Origin of the sequence: Opitutus sp. ER46, from assembly GCF_003054705.1 — a bacterium.
Classification (GTDB): domain Bacteria; phylum Verrucomicrobiota; class Verrucomicrobiia; order Opitutales; family Opitutaceae; genus ER46.
Genome location: NZ_QAYX01000023.1, coordinates 69,056 through 86,782, shown reverse-complemented (window position 1 = coordinate 86,782; position 17,727 = coordinate 69,056). Strand labels below are relative to the sequence as shown.

Here is a 17,727-nt window from a genome sequence, read left to right as displayed (position 1 = left end):
ACCCACGTGCCGGGTCGACGCGAGGACTCAGGGCGATTTCACCAACGGGGAGCGCTGGCTCCAGGTGGTCAGCAGCAGCGCGGCGCCAATGACGGTCGAGGCCAGATAGAACCAGAGGGCGGCATTCCAGCCGAAGCCGTCCACCAGCAGGCCCGTGGTGACGCCGCACACCGAGGCGCCGACGTAGCCGAACAGGCCGGTGAGCCCCACCGCGCTCGACGCCGCTTCCTTGGTGGCGAAATCCGCCGCCGCCACGCCGACGAGCATCTGCGGCCCGTAGATGAGGAAGCCCAGCACGCAGAACAGCAGGGTCATCGTCACCACGCCGCGGTTCGGCACCAGGAAGAGCGCGAACAGGAAGACCGCCAGGAGCGCCAGGAACACCACCGACACGGGGCCGCGCCGCCCGCGGCAGACCCGGTCCGAAAGCCAGCCCGCGCCGTACGCGCCGAAGATGCCCGTCAGTTCGAAACAGAAGACCGAGTAGCTCGCCTCCTGGAGCGTGAACCCCTTCGCCTCGACCAGATACTTCGGCGTCCAGCTCAGGACGCCGATGCGCACCACGTACACGAAGAAGTTGGCGACGCTCACGATCCAGACCCACTTGTTGGTCAGGATGTGCGTCCGGAAGATATCGCGGAAGGGCAGCCGCGGCTTGGGCTCCGGCTTCGCCTCGCCCTGGAACACCTCGACCGCCGGCAGCCCGAGCGCCTCCGGCGAATCCGTCAGGCGGTAGAGCACCCACAGGCCGCCCGCGAACGCCACGACCGCCGGCGCCCAAAACGCCGACCGCCAGCCGTAGTGCGCCACCAGCCAACCGGCCCACAGCGCGATCAGGGCGCCGCCGATCTGGTGCGACGCGTTCCAGACGCCCCAGGCCCGGCCGATCTCCCGCGGACTATACCAATACGTGAGCAGCCGCACGCAGGGTGGCGCGCCCATGCCCTGGAAAAGATTGTTGAGCGCCCAGGCGCCGACGAAGAACGCGAGCCCGTGCCCCATCCCGAAGACGCAGCTCACGACGGCCGACGCCAGCAGGCCGAGGCCGAGCAGGAAGCGGGGATTCGCCCGATCGCCGACGATGCCGCTGAGAAATTTCGAGAGCGCGTACACGATCGTCGCCGCGCTGACGACGAGACCCCACTGCTTGTTGGTGAAATGAAACTCGTCGCAGATCGACTTCGCCGCCATCGGCAGGTTGCTCCGCAGGAAATAGAACAACGAGTACCCCAGGATCATGGCGCTCATCACGCGGCGCCGCCAATACGCGTAGCGGTGCTTGATCTCAGCGGGATCGGACAACGGCGTGGCGGCGGGTTGCGCGCCCAGCGCGGCGAAAAGGAGGCGAAGACGATTCACGAAAGAGAACGCGGCGGCGCGAAGCCACCGCCAGGGTTGGCAGGACCGGGATTGGCGCCGTCGCGGGCGCCAGCGCGCGAGCCGACGGCACCGGCCGTCCGCCCGGAGCGTCGCGACGACTAGAAGGCCACGGACGCCGTGGTGATGATCTGGCGACCGGCGTTATACCGCACCCAGGTGTAGCTGTTGCCCTGGTTCGTGCGGCGGTCGAAGACGTTGTTCACGTTCACCTGCAGGGACGCGCGGTAGCCGAAGACCTTGCGGCGATACGTGACGAACGGGCTCCACGTGACGTTGCTGGCCGTGCGCGAGGCCGGCAGCACCTCGACTCCGCCCACGGACACGGCCGCGAGCGTGTGGCCCAGTTCGTAGCGCGCGGCCAGTCCGAGCGAGAGTCCACTCAGGCGTCCTGCGCCGAAATCGTAACGCGTCACGAGATTGGCCGCCTCCCGGCGCACCGTGCTCACCGAGCCTTCGGTATCCGCGAGCAACTCGGTGGTGATGGCCGTCGCCTGGTCGGGATTCAGTCCCTGCGCGGCGGCCTGCGTGCGCGCGAGATCGAGGTAAGGCCGCACGAGCGGGTAGAAGCGGGCATAGACCACGTTGCTCATCGAATAGGCACCGCGGAGCGTCCACTGCCGCGTGAGATTGCACTGCAGCTCCAGCTCCCACCCCTTGCTCTGCTGGTCGCGATAGTCGCCGTTGCCGACCAGCTTGGTCGAGTCGGGCAGCAAGTCGTTGAGCTCGGTCACCGCGTCGTCGCTCAACGAGAGCGTGTTGTTCTCGGAGACGCTCTCGAACCGCGTCACCGCCGCGGTGATGCGGTCATCGAGCAGGTTGAACCGGGCGCTGAACTCGTGCCCCTCGCCTTCCCGCGGGAGCACCGGGCGGCCGGCCAGATCGGTGGTGGTGCTCTCGGTGAACAGCGCGGATTCGAAGTACCCGCCGCTCAGCGAAAACCAGGGCAGCACCCGCACGACGGCGCCATAGGACTGGTTGGTGGTGTAGCCCCGCTTGAAGGGCGCCACGGGCACGTTGTAGTTGCCGGGGTTGTCCAGGTAGTTGCCCGCCAGATCGACAATCTGCGACTCGCCAAATGCGTCGGTTACGGGAGCGAGATTCCGATTCTGCCGGAAGTAGTACCGGCTCACGCCGACCGAGGTATGCACCCGTTCGTTGATGAACGAGCCGAGCGACGTCAGGCTCGCGGAACCGAGGGTCTGGTCGTAGCGCGTCTGGCTGGTTCCCTGCCGGTAGTAGCTCGCGACCCCGGGCTGCTGCCGGAACGCCAGCGCTTCATCGGAGTTGCCGTCCTCGAGGTAGTGAATCGGGTTCACCGCGGTGTTGGAATAAGTGGCCGCGGCCCCGGTGAGGCCCCGGCGCGCCATTTCCTCCTTGGTCAGCGCATAGCGAAAGGAATTCCCGTAATTGCGCTCCCGCCGGTACGTCGCGCCGGCGACGGTGCGCAGCCGCGAGTTCCAAAACGGCAGCGGCGAATCGTACACGGCCGACGTGCGCCAGCCCGTCGCCTTGGCGCCGCTGAGGGTCAGCACGGGCACGTGGGCGACGAAGTATTTCTCGAAACGGGGATTGGGGATGGTCGCGCCCGAGCCGCTCGGATCCGGCAGCACGCGGTTCACATCGATGAACACCGTGCGTGAGTTCATGCCCATGACGGACGCGCCCGAGAACATCGTCTGGGTGTTCGAGTCGTTGTACTGGCCGTTGTGGGCCACGAGGAACGTCAGATGCTCGTTCACCGCATGGGTGAACTCGATGTTATAGACGCCGTACTTGATGTCCGTCCGGTTGTCGGGCCCGCCCCAATCCTCATTCTCGGGATAGATATCATCCGCCACCGGCAGCAGCGGGTAACGCAGCGGGTTTTGCGGATCGCTGCCGGTCGCGACGCCCGAAGTCGTGAGCAGCGCCGAGCCCCGGTACACCGTGGTCGGGGTCGACCGCATGTCGTACAGCGTTCCGTTCATGTCGAAATACACGTGCGTGCTTCCGGTCGCCGACGCGATCCGGCGCATGCCGACGCCGTTGGTCTGCGTGCCGGAGCGGGTGGGATCCGCATCCAGGGCGTTCGTGCCGGTGCCACGCACATAGGCGCTGACGCCATCGTTGAGGCGCAGCGCCGCCGTGTTCCGGCGGTAGTTCCCGCCCTCGTAGCTCACATCGACCTGGGTGCGGCCGCTCGCGAACGGCCGCCACCGCAGCGCGCCGGCGTAGGCCCGCATAATGGCGTTGGCCCGCTGGCGGGCCTGCTCGGTGTCGGAGTTCACGGCGTTGAAGCGCACCGCCAGGCGCTGGCCGGCCGGCACGTTGATGTCGGTCCGGTACCGGCGGGAGCCAAAATTGTCGTAGCGCGTCTCGAACAGCGCGCTGCGCTTCGCCCGGGGCCGCTTCGTCGACATGTTGAGCGTGCCCGACGGATCGACGTCACCGTAGGCCGTGCCGTTGGGCCCGCGCACAAACTCGATGCGCTCCATGTTGAAGCTGTCCTGCGGCACGAACCACACGAAGCCATCACGCAGCTGGCGCAGGGACGGGATGCCGCGAAAGTTCACCTGGTTGCTGGCGGAGGCGCCCACCGGGGCGCCGAGCACGCCGGTGTCATTATAGACATTCAAGGTGCCGATCCCGTACTCCACCGCCCCGAAAAAATCATTGATGGCGAGATCGCTCATCAGGTCCGATGTGAACACCGAGATCGTGTTCGGCAGGTTCGCGAGCTTCTCGTTGGTCCGGGTGCCGGTGAGGGCCGAGGACGCGGCGTAACCGCGGTCAGCCTCGGCGTTCACCTCAAAAGGGGACATTTGCACCGTCTCATCCGCGCCGGAGGTCGCATCCGAGTTACGCTCGGGACGCACTGCAGGCGTGGCCTTGCCGCCCTTGGCCTCCTCGCGGCGGATGGAAAACGCCTGGGTCTTCGGATCCTGGATCACGACGAAACCCGTGCGCGCGAGCATGCTTTCCAACGCTTCCTTCGGCGTCATCTCGCCGCGCACGGCATTCGTCTGCACCGTCTGCGCGACCTGCGTCGGGATGAGCACGTCCATGCCCGACTGCTGCGAAAATCGTTTGAGCGACTTGTCGGCACTCTCCGCCGGCAGGTCAAAAACGCGTTTGGCCGGCTCGGCCGCATACAGGGCGCCCGCCGCACACAGGCAGAGCGTCACCCAGATGCATCGCCGGCCGACCGCGCTGCGGCCGACCGCTTTTCGCCGAAACAACCACTGGAAGGGGGTAGCCATGCCCCCATAACGGACGAGCGACATAAATCAGTTACACACCCGCCGAAGATTTAATGCCATCCCCGGCTCGCCCTTTTCCCGCCGGGCCCTCTACGCTCAGCCCGAACTCGCTCTTCAACCGACCGCCCCGTCCGTCCCGAAAGCCGACTTCCGCTGTGCCGCCCTTCTCGTCTTCTGCCGTCGATTCCCCGCAATTGTCGCCCACCGACCTTGCGGACCTCACCACGCAAACGGAGCATCGACGCGCCCAGTGGTTCGCACAGGAGATCCAGGCCCACGACGGTCAGCTCAAGGCCTATCTCCGCAGCGCCTATCCCTCGGTCCGCGACGTGGACGACGTGGTGCAGGAGTCGTACCTGCGGATCTGGCAGCGGCACGCGACCAAGCCGATCACGTCGGCGAAGAATTTTCTCTTCAGCGTCGCGCGGCATCTCGCCGTCGACCTCCTCCGCCGGAAGCAAATTTCCCCGATCACTGCGGTAACGGATTTGGCCGCCCTCAACGTCATGGATGAGAGCGCGGCCACCGTCGAAACCACCTGCACCCGCGAGGAAGTCGCGCTGCTGCTGCAGGCCATCGACCAGTTGCCGCATCGCTGCCGCGAAATCATGATCCTACGCAAACTCCAGGGGGTTCCCCAGCGGGAGATCGCGCAACGGCTCGGCCTCTCCGAGCAGACGGTGCAGGTCCAGATCGGGCGCGGCACGCGGCGTTGCGAAGAATTCCTGCGCGCGCGGGGCGTCTTCTCCGAAAGGGAGTCATGAAGCGATCCGCCACCAAGCCTGCCCCGATTGAAGCCGCCGCCGCGGACTGGATCGCGCGCCGCGACGCGGGGCTGACGCCCGCCGAGGAGGCGGAGCTCACGCGCTGGCGCGAAGCCGACCCACGCCATGACCAGGCCCTCGCCCGGCAGCTCCAGGCGTGGTCGTTTCTCGATCGCCCGCTGCAGGGCGGCCAGGCGAACGCCATGGTCCGGACCTTGAAGCTGCGGGCGCAGACGCGGCGCAGACGCCAGATCGGCGCGGCCGCCGCGTGCTTCGTCGTGCTACTGACGCTCGCGATCCTCTGGCGCCGACCGTCAGGGCCGACTCCGAAGGCGGGCGCCGTGGCGACCGCCACCGCCACGGTGATCGAACCGGAAAAGCGCACGCTGCCGGATGGCAGCCTCGTCGAGCTGAACACGGGCGCGATCGTCGACGTGCGTTTCGATGGCGCCACCCGCCGGGTTTTCCTGCGGAAGGGCGAAGCCCATTTCGAAGTCGTCAAAGACCCCGCCCGCCCGTTCGTCGTGGCCGCCGAAGGCATCGAGTTCAAGGCGGTGGGCACGGCCTTCTGCGTCGATCTCGGCGCCAGCAAAGTCGAGTTGCTCGTCACCGAGGGCCGCGTGGCCGTGCAGAAAAACGCCGCGGCGTTGCCCGACCAACCCGCGCCGGAACCTGCGCCCGGTGGCGCCGCGCCCGAGCCGGCCACGCTGGTGACCGCCGGCAACCTGCTGCAGGTGGAACTCGCGCCAGCGGCGGCGCCGTCCGCCTGGAGTCCCGTCGCGGTGCCCGCGGACGAAATTGCGCGCCGGCTGGGCTGGCGCACCGCCCGGCTGGAGTTCACCGCGACGCCGCTCGCCGAGGCCGTGGCGGCGATGAACCGGCACAATCGCGTCCAGTTCGTCATCACCGATCCCTCCCTGGCCAAAGTAGAGGTCAGCGGCTTGTTCCGCGCCGACAACACCGACGCCTTTCTGCTGCTGCTCGAAGGGAGCCTCGGCGTGAAGGCCGAGCGCTCCGGCGACACCGTCCGGCTCAGCCGCGGGCCAGGACGCTAGACAAAACGCACGGCTGCGGCCGGCGCTGGGAGACGAGAGAACGCGAAGCTGGGAGCGGGTTCGCCCAGATTAAGGCCGGCGGGCTCCACCAGCGCGCGAACCAGCATCCGCACCACCGGGGCGAGCCCGGTCCGGGACACGCCAATCTGGTCGGCCGTCGTGATCTAAGCGCGCTCGGCGCCAGGGCGTTCGCTGAGATAACACGCCAAAATTGGCGTGTTATCGGGGATAATACGCCAGATTTGGCGTGTTATCTCGGTTTGGGCCGCTCCGACGGTTCGGCTCACCCCAACCGCCCGCCAACTACAGCCAGATGGGCAGCCAGACCTGGAAGGGGGAATTCGCGCCGGCGTTCGCGTACGGGATCAGCCGGAGCGGCAGGTTGTGCTGGCGCGGGGCGTGCGGCACCTCCGGCACGGTCGACGTGATCACCGTGAAGACCGGCGTGTTCGGCAGCAACGCGGCGGCCTCCGCGGCGGGCACGACCGCAAACTTCAGCGCGGCGATGTCGCGGTGGTAGAGCTGGAACGTCCCGAGCTTAAGGTCGGGGTTGACGCGGTCGTCGGCGGCGAGCACCAGCGGGCCGTAGAGCACCGCGGCGCGGCCGACGTTGCCATGCGTGCCGAGCAGGAGCCGTGGCTCCAGCGGCAGGCGGAGTTCGACCGTGTCGCCCGTCCGCCACGTGCGGCGCAGGCTTTGGTAGGCGCCGGCGGACGCGGAAACGTGCAGGCCGTTGCACGACACCGAGGCCTGCCGGGCCCACGCCGGGATGCGCAGCTTCAGCGCGAAGTCCCCGGAGCCCTCCGCCGCGGTCACCGTCAGCCGGACCGTTTCCTGCAGCGGGTAGTCGGTGTCGACGCGCAGGGTCACGCGGCGTCCGTCGCGCAATACCAGCCGCATCTCCCCGCGGTCATACAGGTTCACGACCGCGCCCTCGGCGTCCACGCCGCCGGCGAACGTCGGGATCAAGGCGACGCCGCGCGGGCCGCTGGAGAGGCAGCAATGGCCAGTGAGATCCTGCGAGAACGGTTTCCGGCGGCCCTCGAGTTCGACGTAGTAGGCCCAGCCGGCGCCATCGGGCTGCTGCGCTCCGAGCAGGTGGTTGTACGCGGTGCGCTCGAGTTCCTCGGCAAACGCGGGCTCGCCCGTCAAAGCGAGGAGGTGGGCGTTGAACTGCAGCCAGGTGACGGTCACGCACGTCTCGCCGACGTTCTGCAGCGCGTTGGGCAGCTCGAAGGCGTCGTGGAAGTGCTCGTGGTGGCTGCAGGTGCCCGTGAGGTAGAGCCGCTGCGCGACGATGTCGGCCCACGCGGCCCGCGCCGCGCGGAGGAGGCGGGCGTCTCCGGTTGCCCGATACAGCTCCAGCGTGCCGTTGATGCAGGACAGCATCTCGTACGCCTTCGCGTTGGCGACCTGGTGCACGCCGCGGCCGGCGTTGAGGTCGGTGACGATCCGCGGGCCATTCGGTCCGTCCCAGGCGCGCACGATCATCTCGCAGAATTTCAGGTACCGCTCCTCACCGGTCAGCCGGTAAAGCCAGACCATCGGCTCGAGGATGCTGCTGTGGGCCATGCCGACATGCGGGCTGCCCTCGAGGATGCTGCGCTGGCCGGGCGCATCGCCGATGTCATGGCAAAGCAGGTCGGCCATCCGGCGGCAGGCGGCAAGCGGGGTGGTGTCGCCCGTGTAGCGGACGTAGGTGAGCAGCCCGAGCAGGTTGTATTTGTGCGCCCAGACGTCCCACACCGTCCACCGCTGTTCGGGCACGTAGGTGCCGAGGTAGCCGTCGGGGAGCTGGCACTTGAGCAACTCGCGCACAACGAGATCCAGCTTGGCGCGCAGCGCCGGGTCGCCGGTGTTGACCCAGGCGAGCGTGGCGGCGTGCAGCCATTTGCCGACATGCTCGCCGTCCCATGGCTGCCGGCCGGGGCGCTTGCGAAAACCTTCGAGCAGCCGGTTCTCGTCAATGGCGAGCAGCCGGTTGCGCTCGTTGGCGGCGATGCGGACGCCGAGGAAGCCTTCGAGGTGCGCCTGGTCGGCGATGAGGGCAGACTGGACGTCAGCCACTTTCGCCGGAACGACGAACGGGAGCGGCAGGACATCCGCCGCGCGGGCATTGAAGACGGTGAGGAGAGCAGCGGACACGATGAGGCAGGAACCGAGTTTCATAGGGGGTACGGTGCATCCCCTGGGGCAGGGGAAAGGGTTGGCGGCATGCGAACGGAGACGCCCGCCGATGGCAATCTCATTTGCGCAAACGTTTGTGCAGAGGTGGATTGACCTGCACAAACGTTTGCGCCTACATGCGCCTGCCTTCCGGCTCCACCCCGCCCCCAAAATGGCCGCCTCTTCCCTCAAGCGCATCGCCGCCGCCACCGGCGTCTCCGAATCCACTGTTTCCCGGATTCTCAGCGGGCAGGCCGCCCGCTACCGCATCAGCCCCAAGACCGCCGCGCGCGTGCTCGCCTGCGCCAAGGACGAAGACTTCGTCCCCAATTCGCTCGCTCGCAACCTGCGCCTCAAACGCACCCACACGCTGGGCCTCGTCGTTCCCGATCTCACCAATCCGTTCTTCGCCGGCGTCACCCGCCAGATCGCCGGCGCCGCCCGCCGCGAAGGCTTCTCCCTCGTCCTGTGCGACAGCGAGGAAAACACCGCGCTCGAAATCGACGCGTTGCGCCGGCTGCGCGGTCGCAATGTCGAGGGCATCGTCATCTGCCCCGTGGGCCTGTACGCCGATCACCTGCGCGAGTTTGCCTCGTCCCACGTCCCGGTCGTGCAGGTGGACCGCTACTTCGCCGATCTTCCTTGGCCCTACGTCGGCTGCGAGAATCAGGCGGGCGCCCGGATCGCCACCTCCCACCTGCTGAGCGGGGGACGCTCCCGGATCGCGTGCATCCAAGGCCTGCCCGGCACCTCCACCAACGATCTCCGCGTCGCCGGTTACCGGAACGCCATCCTCAGCACCGGTCCCGGCGTCGCGGCCCCGCTCATCGTCGGCGACGCCTTCACCGAGCAGAGCGGCTACGAGCATGCGCGCCGGCTGCTGGAGCTCAGCCCGCGGCCCGACGCGATCCTCGCGCTCGGCAACGTCATCGCTCTCGGCGCCATGCGCGCCATCGCCGAGGCGGGTCTCTCTGTGCCGCGCGACCTCGCCCTCGCGTGCTTCGACGAGCAGCCGTACGCCGAGTGGCTCGCCGCCCCGATGACCACGGTCGTCCAGCCGGTGCACCAACTGGGGGAGCTCGCCGCCCGCCAGATGTTCACGCTGTTGCGCGAACCGGCGGCCAAGCCCGCCAGCGTGCTGCTCCCCACTCAGCTCGTGATCCGCGCCTCGACCGCGCCCACCTCCGCCTTTCCTCCCCATCACTAATCCAGCCTCCCCGTCATGTTTCTTGTCGAATCCTACCCCCTCGCCGTCGCGCTGTGCGTCGTGACCATGCTCTGCTGGGGCTCCTGGGCCAACACCCAGAAGCTCGCGACCAAAGCATGGCCGTTTCAGCTCTTCTATTGGGACTACGCCATCGGCGTCCTGCTCCTGTCCCTCGTGCTCGCCTTTACGCTCGGCAGCTCCGGCCCGGCCGGCCGCGGCTTTCTCGCGGACCTCGCCCAGGCTGACTCGCGCTGGCTCGGCTCGGCCTTCGCGGGCGGCGTGATCTTCAACCTGTCCAACATCCTGCTCGTCGCCGCCATCGACATCGCCGGCATGGCGGTCGCGTTCCCCGTCGGCGTCGGTCTCGCGCTGGTTGTCGGTGTCATCACCACCTACCTCGCCACGCCTTCCGGCAACGTGCCCATGCTCGCCGCCGGCGTCGGCGCCATCGTGATCGCGATCATCCTCGACGCCTTCGCCTACAAGCGGCTCGCGGGCGCCAACGCCGGCGCGTCCTCCAAGGGACTCGCCCTCTCCATCGCCGCCGGCCTACTGATGGGCTGGTTCTACAGCTTCGTCGCGAAGGCCATGGGCGCGATCGACCCCGCCACGCACGCCCTCGAGGCGGGAAAGCTCAGTCCGTACACCGCCATCGTCCTGTTCAGCGTCGGCCTGCTGCTCTCCAATTTCCTCTGGAACACGCTCATGATGATCAGGCCGTTCAAGGGCGCCCCGGTCCCGTTCGGCGACTACTTCACCAAGGGCACGCTGCGGCTGCACCTCATCGGCATCCTGGGGGGCGCCATCTGGAATCTCGGCATGAGCTTCAGCATCATCGCCAGCACGCTCGCCGGCGCCGCCCTCTCCTACGGGCTGGGCCAGGGCGCCACCATGATCGGCGCTTTTTGGGGCGTGTTCATCTGGAAGGAGTTCAAGGCCGCTCCTCCCGGCACCAACCGGCTGCTCGCCGCCATGTTCTTTTTCTACGTCGTCGGCCTCGCCATCCTCATCCTCTCGAAAGCCTGACCCATGAGCCGCGCCCGCATCGCCGTCATCGGCAGCTCCAACACCGACATGATCCTGAAGCTCCCGCGGATCCCGCGGCCGGGCGAAACGCTCCTCGGCGGCGAGTATCTCTCCGCCGCCGGCGGCAAGGGCGCCAACCAGGCCGTCGCCGCCGCGCGGCTGGGCGGCGCCGTTTCGTTCATCGCCCGGGTCGGTGCCGACGTGCTGGGCGAGCAGGCGATCGCCGGTTTTCAGCATGAAGGCATCGACGTCCAGCACGTGCAGCGTGACGCCGCGTGCGCCTCGGGCGTCGCCTTGATCTTCGTCGACGCCCAGGGCGAAAACTGCATCGGCGTCGCCGGCGGCGCGAATGGTCGCCTGAGCGCCGACGACATCGCGCGCGCCCACGCGACCATCGCCGGCAGCGCCGTCGCCCTCCTCCAGCTCGAAACTCCGCTCGCCACCGTCCAGGCCGCCGCGGAAACCGCCGCAACCGCCGGCGCCACCGTGATCCTGAATCCTGCGCCGGCGCAGGAACTGCCCGACGCCCTGCTGCGCCACATCTCCGTGCTCACGCCCAACGAACACGAGGCCGCCCTCCTCTCCGGCCTGCCGGTGACTGACGCCGCCAGCGCCGCCACCGCCGCCGCCCGGCTGCTCGCGAAGGGCCCCAAGGCCGTCGTGATCACGCTGGGCGCGCTCGGCGCCTACGTGCACACCGCTTCCGGCGGGCAGTTGGTGCCCTCGTTCCCGGTGCAGGCGGTCGACACCACGGCCGCCGGGGACACGTTCAACGGCGCGCTGGCGGTCGCGCTGGCGGAGGGCCGGCCGCTCGCCGAAGCCGTCCGCTTCGGCAACGCCGCCGCCGCCCTCTCCGTCACCCGTTTCGGGGCGCAACCCTCCGTGCCCACCCGCCGCGAGGTCGAGGCGTTCCTCCGCGGCTGAGCGCCGCGCCCCGCGCCCGCCGCGGCGTCACCCAGAGGCGGGACGTTTCGCGCTGGGCAGTGAGAACCAAAACGTGCTGCCGCGCTCGCCCGTGCTCTCGACGCCGATCGCTCCTCCGTGAGCTTCGACGGCCATGCGGCAGAAGGTCAGCCCGAGCCCCGAGCCGCCCATGCGGGCTCCCGCCGTGGTCTGGTGAAATTTCTCGAAGAGCTTCGCCTGGTCCTCGCGCGTGATCCCCGGGCCCTCGTCGACCACCGCGACCCGGACCGAGTCGCCGGCCGGGCGGACGACGATCTGGATACGACCGGGCGGTCGCGTGAACTTGATGGCGTTGCCGAGGAGATTCGTGAGCACGCGGCGGATGAGAGGGCAGTCGATCTCGGCCATCAGCTCAGGCGGAGCGTCGAGGCTGAGCGTACGCCCCACCGCCAGCGGCTGCAGCGTGGCGATCACCTCGCGAGCCAGCCCGACGAGATCGCAGGACGAACACTCCAGCACCATCTTTCCCGCCTCAATCCGGCTGACGTCCAGCATCTGGGTGACCATCTCGACCACCTGCGCCGCGCCCCGCCGGGCCGTGGAGGCCAGGGCCGCGGTGTCGGCATCGGACAGGTTGGCCGCGTCCGCGAGAAGCTGAACCGACATCTGCAGCGCGAGCAGCGGCGACCGCATGTCGTGCGCGATCATGTGGGTGAGATTGTCGCGCAACTGCTCCAGCGCCTGGAGCCGGGTGAGACTCTCGGCCAGGGCCTGGGACTTGCGCCGCAACTCGAGATGGGTGCGCACGCGGGCGTCGACCTCCTCGAACTGAAACGGCTTCCCGACATAGTCCACGCCCCCCGCCTGAAACGCCCGGACCTTGTCCGCCGTGTCCGAAAGGGCGCTGATGAAAAGCACCGGGATGTCGCGCCAGCGGTCATCGGCCTTGAGCCGACGGCAGACTTCATAGCCGTCCATGTCGGGCATGTTGATGTCGAGCAGCACCAGGTCGGGTGGCGTGGCCTCGATGACCCGGAGCGCCATCTGGCCGCTGGAGACCGGACGAACCTTGTAGCCGCCGTCCCGGAGCATGGTCGTCAACAACTGCAGATTGGCGGGAGTGTCATCCACGACGAGGATCGTGGCCGGCCCGAGGTTGGCGTCGGTGCTCATGGCAGGGGCTGGGACGGGGCTGACGAGGGGAGCAGGGTCGCGATGCGATCCCAGTCGAAACGATCCGTCATCGTCCGCAGCTCGGCGGCGAGCTCCGGAGAATCCACGTCGAGTTCGTCGAGCAGGACGAGGACGGCGTCGAGGTCCGCGGAGGCAACGGCGCGACGCAGCGGCTCCACGAAACGCGCCGGCAGCGCGGCCAGCCCGCACGACGCCGCGATCGCGGCGCGCGCATCGGTTTCGAAGCGGAGGTTGAGCAGGCGCCCAAGCCGGTCGAGGAGTTCGTCGTCGCGGAACGGTTTGCCGAGGAAGTCGTCGGCGCCCTCCATCGGGTCGCGCAACTCCTGGATGACGCTGGCGGAGAGGCCCAGGATGCGCACATCGCGCCCGCCCGGCAGATCGCGGATCCGCCGGATGGCTTCGGCGCCGTTCATGACGGGCATGCGGAGATCCATGACGATGGCGTGCGGATGCCACCGCTCAAATTCGGCGACCGCCGCGGCCCCGTTCGCCGCAGTTTCGACCTCAAAGCCGACCGAGCCCAGGAGGGAGGAAAGCAGGAGGCGGCTGTCCTCCTGGTCATCCACGACGAGAATCCGGCAGGACGGCTGGCCCGGCGCGATCCGGAGGATGCGCGGCAGCGAGGAGGCCCGGGCACTCGCGGGTTCACCGGCGACCGCCGCGAGCCGGAGACTGACCGTGAACACGGAGCCCACGCCCTCGGTGCTGCGGACGGTGACGTCGCCTTCCATCATGCGGGCAAACTCGCGGCTGATGGCGAGGCCGAGCCCGGTGCCCGAACCCGTCCTGCGACCGGCGCTCGTCTGTTCGAACTGCTTGAAGAGCACGCCGAACTCGTGCGCGGCAATACCGATGCCAGTGTCCTCGATCTCCGCCTGGATCAGCCAGTGTTCGCGGTCCTGCGGGAAGGCGCGCAGGCGCAGCGTGATTTCGCCGCGCGCGGTGAATTTCACCGCATTGCCCAGGAGATTCACGAGGATCTGGCGGATTTTTCCCTCGTCGCCGAGGACGACCGACGGCACGTCGTCAGCGAGGTCGAGGGTGAAGGTGAGTTTCTTGGCCGCGACCCGGGCGGCGAACGTCGACCCAAGGTTGCCGACCAACTGTCGCAGACTGCACGGGCCGAGCTTGAGGGTGGCGCGCTGGGCTTCGATCTTCGAGAGATCGAGCACGTCGTTGAGGAGGGCCAGAAGGTACTCGCCGTTGCGGTCGATCGTCTCGAGGGCGGTGCGATGCTCGGCGGTGATGGCGGAATCGCGCAGCATGAGCTGCGTAAAGCCGAGGATCGCATTCATCGGCGTCCGGATCTCATGCGACATGTTGGCGAGGAACACGCTCTTCGCCTTGTTCGCGATCTCAGCCTGGGCCTTGGCCGCCTGGAGCTCGGCCATGCGCTTGTGCTCGGTGATGTCGAGGCAGGTTCCCTGGTAGTAGAGCAGGCGGCCGCTGGTGTCGGTGACGGTGCGGCCGCTCAGCAGGACCCAGATCAGCTGCCCATCCTTGCGGCGCGCCTGGTACTCGTAGTTGTGCACCCAGCCGGTGCGGGCCAGCGAGTCGAGGATGCGGCGACGGTCCTCGGGGTCGGCGTACACCTGGGTGGCCAAATCGGTGACGGTGGCGAGCATCTCCGCCGGCGTCTCGTAGCCATGCATGCGCGCCATCGCGGGATTGACGGCCAGGAATCGCCCCTCCGGCGTGCTGCGGAAGATGCCCTCGAGCGCGGTCTCGAAGATGCCGCGGTAGTTGGCCTCGCTCTCCCGCAGCGCCTGCTCGGTGCGCTTCAGTTCTGTGACGTCAAAGAGCACGCCCTCGAGCGCCACCAGCCGACCGGCGGCGTCGAAGATCCCCTGCCCCTGCTCGGCGACCCAAACCTCGCGGTCGGTGCGCGTGGCCACCCGATAGTTGAGCCGGTAGGGCTCTCGCGCCGCGAGGCAGCGTTGCACCTCCTGCCAGACGGCTTCGCGCTGCTCCGGCGGGATGATCTCTTCGAGCAGGGCCTTGCGGGTGACCAGATAGTCCTCCTCCGGAACGCCGAGCAATTCGCGGCAGCTCGCGCTGATGAATTCGACGGTCCAGTGCGGATCGTTGGCACAGCGGTAGGTGACGCCGGGAAGATTTGCGACGAGCGTGGACCAGCGGCGCTCCTTTTCCCGTAGGGCCGCTTCCGCCTGCATGCGATGCGTGACATCCTGCAGCGTGCCCGTGAGGTAATGGACCTTGCCGTCCTCACCCAGGTGGGGCCGGACGTCGAGCTCGAGGTAGCGTTCCGCGCAAATCGCGGGGTTGGCTCGATAGATCAGTCGCCCCGGTTGGTGCGATTCGACCACCGTCCGGACCGAACGCTCGATCGCCGCACGGTCCTCGGGATGCGCCAGTTCTGTGAACTGTGAAAACGGGGGTGGCGTCGCGGTCGGCTCCAAATCGAAAAGCCGGAACATCTCCTTCGACCAGTAGCCGGTGTCGGTAGCCAGATTCAGGTCCCAACTCCCGATGCGGGCCTGTTCCTGGGCCGTCTGCAGTCGCGCCTCGCTTTGCCGCAGGGCGGCCGCGGTCGCCTCGCGCTCCGTCACATCCTGAATTGTACCCAGCAAGCGGCGACCCGCCGCCGGGGCCGATGGATCCCGGTGAATGCGGATCTCAAACATCGTCATCCCACCCTGGTTTGCCTGGGTCCGGCATTCGAGCTGAGCAGGAACTCCGGTCTCGCCCGTCCGGGCAAAGGCCGCCACGAGGCGCTCCCGGTCCCGCGAATCGACCAGCTCCAGAAACTCGGTGAACGAGGGGATCCGGTTCGCGGGCGGAACACCAAAGAGCCGGTAGAGCTGGCGCGACCACGTGCCGCGGCCCGCATCGAGGTCCAGACTCCAGCTCCCGATGTGGGCATGTTCCTGCGCTGCCGCCAACTCGGCCTCGCTCCGGCGCAGTGACTCCTCCGTGCGCTTGCGTTCAGTGACATTGCGGCAGTTCAGCACGATGCCATTGATGCTGGGATCGTGCAGCCAGTTGGCACCGACCGCCTCGATGTGCACCCAGGACCCGTCCTTGTGCTGATAGCGATATTCCGCGCTGACCGTGCAGCCCGGAGCGGCCACGGCGGCAGCCAGATGCTCCGCCACGCGCTGGCGGTCGTCGGGGTGAATCCCGTCCAGGCTATTGCCGCCCACCAGTTCCTCCGCCGTGAGGCCGATCATCGCCGCCACCGGGCCGTGGACCGAACGGTAAACGCCCGCCGCATCGATCACGATGAACAGGTCGTTGGAATTGGAGAGAAGCCGCTGCAGCCGCTCCTCGCTCTCGCGCAGCGCCTGCTCGGCCCGCAGTTGCTCGGTCATGTCGCGGGCAAAGCCCACGAGGCGAACCACCGGTCCGCCCTCGGTCGCGACCACGGGGACCAGCTTGGTGGCAAAAAGCCGGAGGCCGCGCGGGGTCGTCAGCTCCTGCCGGACCTCGATCATCCTGCGCGCCTCGACGCACTGTTGATACTGGCCGCGGATCGTCTCGGCCGTGTCCGGCGGGAAGATGTCGGCCGGCGTCGTGGTGCCGGCCCGAAAAGCTTCCACCGACAGTCCGAACTGCTCCACCGCCGCGTTGACGTCTTCGTAAACAAAACGGCCATCCGGCTCGACCCGAGCAGTGAAAATCGCGTCGCTCGTGTGATCCAGGGTCTCGCGCAACCGGGCCTCGCTCCGCCGGACGAGGGCTTCGGCCCGCTTGGTGGTGGTGATGTCCATGAGCATCACGATGTACGCGCCGTCGGGAACGGCGGGATCAATCGGCGCGGCCTTGATCAGGATATCGAGCTCGGTGCCGTCCTTGCAGCGGTGTACCGCCTCGATCCGAGCCGGCTCGCCGCTGGCGCGCTGCTGATAGACCTTTCGGCCCACCTCTTCAAACTTCGCCTGGTCCGCGTAGAGCAGGCGCGTGTTCTTTCCGATCAACTCCTCAGGTTGATAGCCGAAGAGCTCGGCGAACCGTGCGTTGACCCGGTGAAAGATCCGGTTGTGGACCACCGCGATGCCCACCGGGGCCGCCAGGAACAGGCTGCGCATCTCGAGTTCGCTCTGTCGCACGGAAGTCTGCGCAGTCGCCTCCGCGCGCAGCCGCGATACCTCCGCCTCGGCCCGCATCTGCTGCTCGCGCGCCAGCGCGGCGGTGGTTTCGGCGACCTCTGCATTATGGAGGATGAGCCGGCGGATGAGAAAGCCGATGAGGACGACGATCACGCCGCAGCTGAGGGCGAACCCGAGGGCGTTCTCCAACCAGTAGGCGGCAGTGGCCGCTCCCTCGATCCGCCGCACCGACTGCAGCGGCAGCCAACCTGCGCTCCAGCCGAGGTAGGCGCAAAGGTGCCAGCCCAACGCAGCGCCATACGAGAGCACCATCGCGCGCAGGCCGAAACTCAGGCCCGCAAAGAGCGTGGCGATGGTGAGGAAGAGCGAGGAGTTGGGCGTCGCGCCGCGATACGCAAAGACTCCGAGCGCCATGAGATGGCAGAATGTGATCAGGACTGTGCCGCGGAAGGCGATCGGCCCCCGGCGCCAGAGCAGCGCAGTCACACTGGCCAGCAACTGTGCTCCCTGCAGCCAGCATATCGGCATCAGCCAGAAACCGGCCTGCTGATGCAGGAATCCGACACCCAGCACGAAGGTGCTGCCAAGCGCGGCCAGCCAGAGGCAGAGCGACAAGACGGGGTCGCGAACCTCAGCCGGCAGCGGACGGCCAAGCCAAAAATCGGAAGGTTTGAGCTGGGGAGACATCGCAGGGGGCGGCTGGGGGGCCTGCCCACGCACGTC

10 protein-coding genes are annotated in these 17,727 nt (G+C 68.0%); 5 read left to right on the top strand and 5 right to left on the bottom strand.

Features of this window, described 5'->3' with window-relative positions; translation table 11 throughout:
- Nucleotides 1-27: 27 nt before the first annotated feature.
- Nucleotides 28-1,359 (bottom strand): MFS transporter, encoded by a 1,332-nt coding sequence (locus DB354_RS13270; protein ID WP_107836121.1) that lies wholly within the window; start codon nucleotides 1,357-1,359, stop codon nucleotides 28-30.
- Nucleotides 1,360-1,478: 119 nt separating this feature from the next.
- Nucleotides 1,479-4,619, bottom strand: a complete 3,141-nt coding sequence (locus DB354_RS13265) for a TonB-dependent receptor plug domain-containing protein (RefSeq protein WP_107836120.1) — start codon at nucleotides 4,617-4,619, stop codon at nucleotides 1,479-1,481.
- Nucleotides 4,620-4,813: 194 nt separating this feature from the next.
- Between DB354_RS13265 and DB354_RS13260 the strand changes: the two genes are divergently transcribed.
- Together DB354_RS13260 and DB354_RS13255 are read left to right on the top strand one after the other, a co-directional pair.
- Entirely contained in the window at nucleotides 4,814-5,383 is a 570-nt protein-coding gene (locus DB354_RS13260; RefSeq protein ID WP_158277528.1) for a sigma-70 family RNA polymerase sigma factor, read from the top strand.
- Nucleotides 5,380-6,438 (top strand): FecR domain-containing protein, encoded by a 1,059-nt coding sequence (locus tag DB354_RS13255; RefSeq protein WP_107836118.1) that lies wholly within the window; start codon nucleotides 5,380-5,382, stop codon nucleotides 6,436-6,438. Before DB354_RS13260 ends, DB354_RS13255 begins: the two co-directional genes overlap by 4 nt.
- Before the next feature lie 303 nt (nucleotides 6,439-6,741).
- On the opposite strand, the gene DB354_RS13250 is transcribed toward DB354_RS13255, so the two are convergent.
- Complete coding sequence (locus tag DB354_RS13250) at nucleotides 6,742-8,607, bottom strand: beta-L-arabinofuranosidase domain-containing protein (protein WP_158277527.1); 1,866 nt, start codon at nucleotides 8,605-8,607, stop codon at nucleotides 6,742-6,744.
- 169 nt (nucleotides 8,608-8,776) lie between these two features.
- On the opposite strand from DB354_RS13250, the gene DB354_RS13245 reads away from it, so the two are divergent.
- The 3 genes from DB354_RS13245 to rbsK are packed head-to-tail and all read left to right on the top strand — an operon-like array spanning nucleotide 8,777 to nucleotide 11,761.
- Entirely contained in the window at nucleotides 8,777-9,811 is a 1,035-nt protein-coding gene (locus DB354_RS13245; RefSeq protein WP_158277526.1) for a LacI family DNA-binding transcriptional regulator, read from the top strand.
- A gap of 15 nt (nucleotides 9,812-9,826) precedes the next feature.
- Nucleotides 9,827-10,837, top strand: coding sequence for a multidrug DMT transporter permease (locus DB354_RS13240; RefSeq protein ID WP_107836116.1), 1,011 nt, complete (start codon nucleotides 9,827-9,829; stop codon nucleotides 10,835-10,837).
- Nucleotides 10,838-10,840: 3 nt separating this feature from the next.
- Complete coding sequence (gene rbsK, locus DB354_RS13235; RefSeq protein WP_107836115.1) at nucleotides 10,841-11,761, top strand: ribokinase; 921 nt, start codon at nucleotides 10,841-10,843, stop codon at nucleotides 11,759-11,761.
- A 27-nt stretch (nucleotides 11,762-11,788) separates the two neighbouring features.
- Here the strand turns inward: rbsK and DB354_RS13230 are convergent, their stop codons facing one another.
- Nucleotides 11,789-12,913, bottom strand: coding sequence for a hybrid sensor histidine kinase/response regulator (locus tag DB354_RS13230; protein WP_107836114.1), 1,125 nt, complete (start codon nucleotides 12,911-12,913; stop codon nucleotides 11,789-11,791).
- The gene (locus DB354_RS13225) at nucleotides 12,910-17,691 is read right to left on the bottom strand and encodes a PAS domain S-box protein (protein WP_107836113.1); all 4,782 of its coding nucleotides are present in this window, start codon (nucleotides 17,689-17,691) and stop codon (nucleotides 12,910-12,912) included. Before DB354_RS13225 ends, DB354_RS13230 begins: the two co-directional genes overlap by 4 nt.
- Nucleotides 17,692-17,727: the final 36 nt, after the last annotated feature.

Coding starts and splice junctions, on each gene's coding strand:
- DB354_RS13245 (WP_158277526.1), top strand. CDS start 8,777: ATGGCCGCCTCTTCCCTCAAGCGCATCGCCGCCGCCACCGGCGTCTCC.
- DB354_RS13255 (WP_107836118.1), top strand. CDS start 5,380: ATGAAGCGATCCGCCACCAAGCCTGCCCCGATTGAAGCCGCCGCCGCG.
- DB354_RS13265 (WP_107836120.1), bottom strand. CDS start 4,619: ATGGCTACCCCCTTCCAGTGGTTGTTTCGGCGAAAAGCGGTCGGCCGC.
- DB354_RS13240 (WP_107836116.1), top strand. CDS start 9,827: ATGTTTCTTGTCGAATCCTACCCCCTCGCCGTCGCGCTGTGCGTCGTG.
- DB354_RS13230 (WP_107836114.1), bottom strand. CDS start 12,913: ATGAGCACCGACGCCAACCTCGGGCCGGCCACGATCCTCGTCGTGGAT.
- DB354_RS13250 (WP_158277527.1), bottom strand. CDS start 8,607: ATGAAACTCGGTTCCTGCCTCATCGTGTCCGCTGCTCTCCTCACCGTC.
- DB354_RS13225 (WP_107836113.1), bottom strand. CDS start 17,691: ATGTCTCCCCAGCTCAAACCTTCCGATTTTTGGCTTGGCCGTCCGCTG.
- rbsK (WP_107836115.1), top strand. CDS start 10,841: ATGAGCCGCGCCCGCATCGCCGTCATCGGCAGCTCCAACACCGACATG.